Origin of the sequence: Undibacterium sp. TC9W (genome assembly GCF_049339865.1) — a bacterium.
Taxonomy (GTDB): domain Bacteria; phylum Pseudomonadota; class Gammaproteobacteria; order Burkholderiales; family Burkholderiaceae_D; genus Undibacterium.
This window is the reverse complement of record NZ_JBMPPJ010000050.1, coordinates 1-3,039: the sequence shown is the minus strand read 5'-3', so window position 1 is coordinate 3,039 and position 3,039 is coordinate 1. Positions and strand designations below refer to the sequence as shown.

General features: G+C 39.1%; 5 protein-coding genes and 1 pseudogene. 3 read left to right on the top strand and 3 right to left on the bottom strand.

Going from position 1 to position 3,039, the window contains the following annotated elements; all coding sequences use genetic code 11:
- Positions 1-109: 109 nt before the first annotated feature.
- The 3 genes from ACO0LN_RS30150 to ACO0LN_RS30140 form a co-directional block, all read right to left on the bottom strand.
- Positions 110-463, bottom strand: coding sequence for a hypothetical protein (locus ACO0LN_RS30150; RefSeq protein WP_422980424.1), 354 nt, complete (start codon positions 461-463; stop codon positions 110-112).
- A gap of 295 nt (positions 464-758) precedes the next feature.
- Positions 759-1,241: a hypothetical protein gene (locus tag ACO0LN_RS30145; protein WP_422980422.1), complete on the bottom strand. Its 483-nt coding sequence runs from the start codon at positions 1,239-1,241 to the stop codon at positions 759-761.
- Positions 1,242-1,253: 12 nt separating this feature from the next.
- The gene (locus tag ACO0LN_RS30140; RefSeq protein WP_422980420.1) at positions 1,254-1,469 is read right to left on the bottom strand and encodes a hypothetical protein; all 216 of its coding nucleotides are present in this window, start codon (positions 1,467-1,469) and stop codon (positions 1,254-1,256) included.
- Between the two features lie 214 nt (positions 1,470-1,683).
- Here ACO0LN_RS30140 and ACO0LN_RS30135 point away from each other — a divergent pair.
- From ACO0LN_RS30135 to ACO0LN_RS30125, 3 genes and pseudogenes are all read left to right on the top strand, one after another.
- Positions 1,684-1,797, top strand: a pseudogene (locus ACO0LN_RS30135) (IS3 family transposase); the annotation flags it as partial.
- A 186-nt stretch (positions 1,798-1,983) separates the two neighbouring features.
- Positions 1,984-2,736, top strand: coding sequence for an SIMPL domain-containing protein (locus tag ACO0LN_RS30130; protein ID WP_422980418.1), 753 nt, complete (start codon positions 1,984-1,986; stop codon positions 2,734-2,736).
- A 164-nt stretch (positions 2,737-2,900) separates the two neighbouring features.
- A partial coding sequence (locus tag ACO0LN_RS30125; RefSeq protein WP_422978936.1) for a transposase occupies positions 2,901-3,039 on the top strand: 139 nt, incomplete at its 3' end.

Sequence of the window (3,039 nt, the reverse complement as noted above, 5' to 3'; positions counted from 1 at the left end):
CGGTGGACACAACACACCAGAAATTGGGAGTTGGCGAATCAGGTCTGGCTTAATCCGGAACGGATTGAGCCAGAAGTATCACTGCATGTAGCATGAAATGACGCGACAACTACGTTGACAAACGCCGTGTCATGTGCCCTAACGCACCTCCATCACCAACTGCAAACATGATTGACTTACAGTGCGCCAAGAGCTTCCCCATCATTTTAGTTTCTTCAACAGATAACAAAAACTGCTTAAGTTCTTCATCACTTGAATTAATTTCACCTTCATCTTCAGCATACTCGATAGTATTAACATCTTTCTTAGCAGCCATCAAAAATGAGATGGTTTTACCGGCAAACGTGGGGGGTTCTGGTAACTGAACGGTATCCGGCACACAAATTTCTAGCGGAGTATTTGGAATTGCAGGAGCTAGATATGGCCTGTGACCATAGTTGAGGATTTTAGAATTTTCACTCATTCGAAGCTTCCTTAAATTGTACATTTTTAATAAAAACAAAACGCATAAATAATTAGTTTTATATTGACTTAAAAAGCTTGTGCCAGTGAAAAGTACCCCACTATCAAAAGCATATATTCAACCCTAAGCTTCGATTCGGGTGAGATTGACGAAGATACAAAACCGACAATCAATAAATTTATCACCAGCAACTCGACAAAGCTTGTTAAGAAAGTTTTCAAATTTGCTCACCATTTCTTGAAAAATTGCGGACTACCTTCCACACGTATGTTGAGCAAATTTATAACAGTCAAATTTAATCTACCGATACTGCAATTTCAATTAAGATTGGGTATGGTTTCCCAAAATAACTTGAAGGATTTTTCAATTCATTAAATGCATGAAATGTCATAATTTGGCATCCAATTTTAAACAATTTAAAATCCTTAGGATCATTTGCTTTCATGGTTAATAATTTATAACTACCGTCGGTCAAAAGAAGTTGCAATTCAGTCGCTGGATTATTATCACCAGGAAAACCAACCGCAAAAATGTCCGAGATTTGGGCGGTGACTTGCTCACTTGGAATTACACCATTCCGAATATTTGTCCACCACTCATCGCTACCATAAAGACCTTGTACGCCTTTCAGCCCCGCGTAGGGCTTTTCATCATTCAAAGTTAGCAATTGAACATCTCTCATATCATCGGGATGTTCTTGCAAGTATCGTTCAAGTTGGTAAACCAATTTAAATTTCCCTGGATCGAAATTTGCGGATAAATTGAAATTCAAAAACATATTTATTTCTTCCTAAAAATGATTCAAATCCGCATCTGTGAATTTTGTTTTTTTGGAACCATAAGGTTTTGTACCTAATACTTCGGCCTTTTCAATGCCTGCATTAAATAACTCTAGCCCTTTACCTGTACCCAAAAGTGTATTTACCACCCCTTGCTTATCATTTATATACCGATTTCCCGTTCCTTCTAATTTAATTTGTACGCCTTCTGTTTTCCATTTAGGCAAAAATTGGGGTCAGTTCTAACATTCCAACATTTTCCAAACCAGTACGCAAAAACGCCGCATGGCTTTGCTTTGGACTTTACTATACAAACACCTCGCGACGTCATGTGATACAAAACTACAGCAAATTCTAAACGTAGTGGTCTGACCATGTGTAAAACAAAACATAATGGCTAAAGCACGATTGCAAATGTTGGAATGTTAGAACTGACCCCATTTTTCCCAGGTAGTTGATTCTTATATTCGCTGGTATAACGAAAAGCGCGTTAAAATATCCCTCGGCTCACTCAGCCCCCTCGAATACCGAGAAAGCTTCGGATTCACGGCATAAACCAGTCCAAGTTTTACGCTGCACTTCCTAGGGGCAATTTTCAGTGCAAATCAACATGTAGTGACCTACGAACTTCCTGACTCAGCAAATTTATAAATTGAGCTTGATTTGTAATTGTTAAAAGAATAATATTAATCTCTATTAAGTTTTTGTTTTTTTCAACCCCTCGTTCTGAACAAACGGATTATGCTAACTCGCTCATTTCAAGATTTCGCCACTGCGATTAAGAAAATACTTTTCCTTGTTATCGCGTTGTGTTTTCATAATTCGGGAATTGCATCTCAATTACCAGATTATCCGTTTATTCATAGTACAGGTATCGCCTATATACAGGTAAATCCAGACTTTGGAGAAATCAATTTTGACGTCAACGTTAGCGATGTTGATTCAGAAAAGGCGCTTTCCATCGCGATGGCGCGAGTGTCGGAAATTAAGTCTATAGTTGCACTGCAAGGTATACAGGAAGAAGACATGATTATTCGCGACGCGAGAAAAGAGATGAAAAAAGATGTTGCTAACCCAAATACGGCTGAGCCAATTTATCAACTGAGTTATAGAGTTGTTCTCAAAATACGTGACCTGAAAAATTGGCAAGCCATTATGTTTTCCCTTCTCAAGTTGAGTAACATCGATAAAGTTGAAACCTCTTTCGATTCCACTTTACGAGACCAAATTGAATTGGATTTGTCTATTGAGGCGGCCAAAGACGCTCAAAGAAAAGCCAGTGGATTGTTGAGCGCCTATGGCAAGCGCTTGGGTGCAGTAACGGCAATCACTGAAGGAAAGCTTAAAAATCTAAGTACCGCAATTGGATTGGTGAGTGAGAAATCAACTTCTTATTCAGAAGTTGAGCGCCGCAAAGCAATTGGGGAAGACTTATTTTCTATTCCCCCTTTAAAGTTGAGGTCGGCCGTTGATGTCATATTTCGAATCAAATAGCCTAATTGTGTTGATTTGCATCTAAAACCATTCCAAGTTATTGTCCGCACCCCACAGTTTCAATTAAATTACCTCCGGCAAAGCCGGAGGTTTGGTAATCCCCCCGGAAATTAATCGCATTTAAAAGTAGAATTTTCTTAATTGAGATTTTGAGGAAGTTTTACATGAAGACATCTAGATTCAGCGATAGCCAGATTATCGCCATATTGAAACAGGCAGAAGCAGGCTCACCAGTGCCGGAACTATGTCGTGAACATGGTATCAGTGGAGCCACATTCTATAAGTGGAGGTCCAAATTTGGGG

Coding starts and splice junctions, on each gene's coding strand:
- ACO0LN_RS30150 (WP_422980424.1), bottom strand. CDS start 463: ATGAGTGAAAATTCTAAAATCCTCAACTATGGTCACAGGCCATATCTA.
- ACO0LN_RS30145 (WP_422980422.1), bottom strand. CDS start 1,241: ATGTTTTTGAATTTCAATTTATCCGCAAATTTCGATCCAGGGAAATTT.
- ACO0LN_RS30130 (WP_422980418.1), top strand. CDS start 1,984: ATGCTAACTCGCTCATTTCAAGATTTCGCCACTGCGATTAAGAAAATA.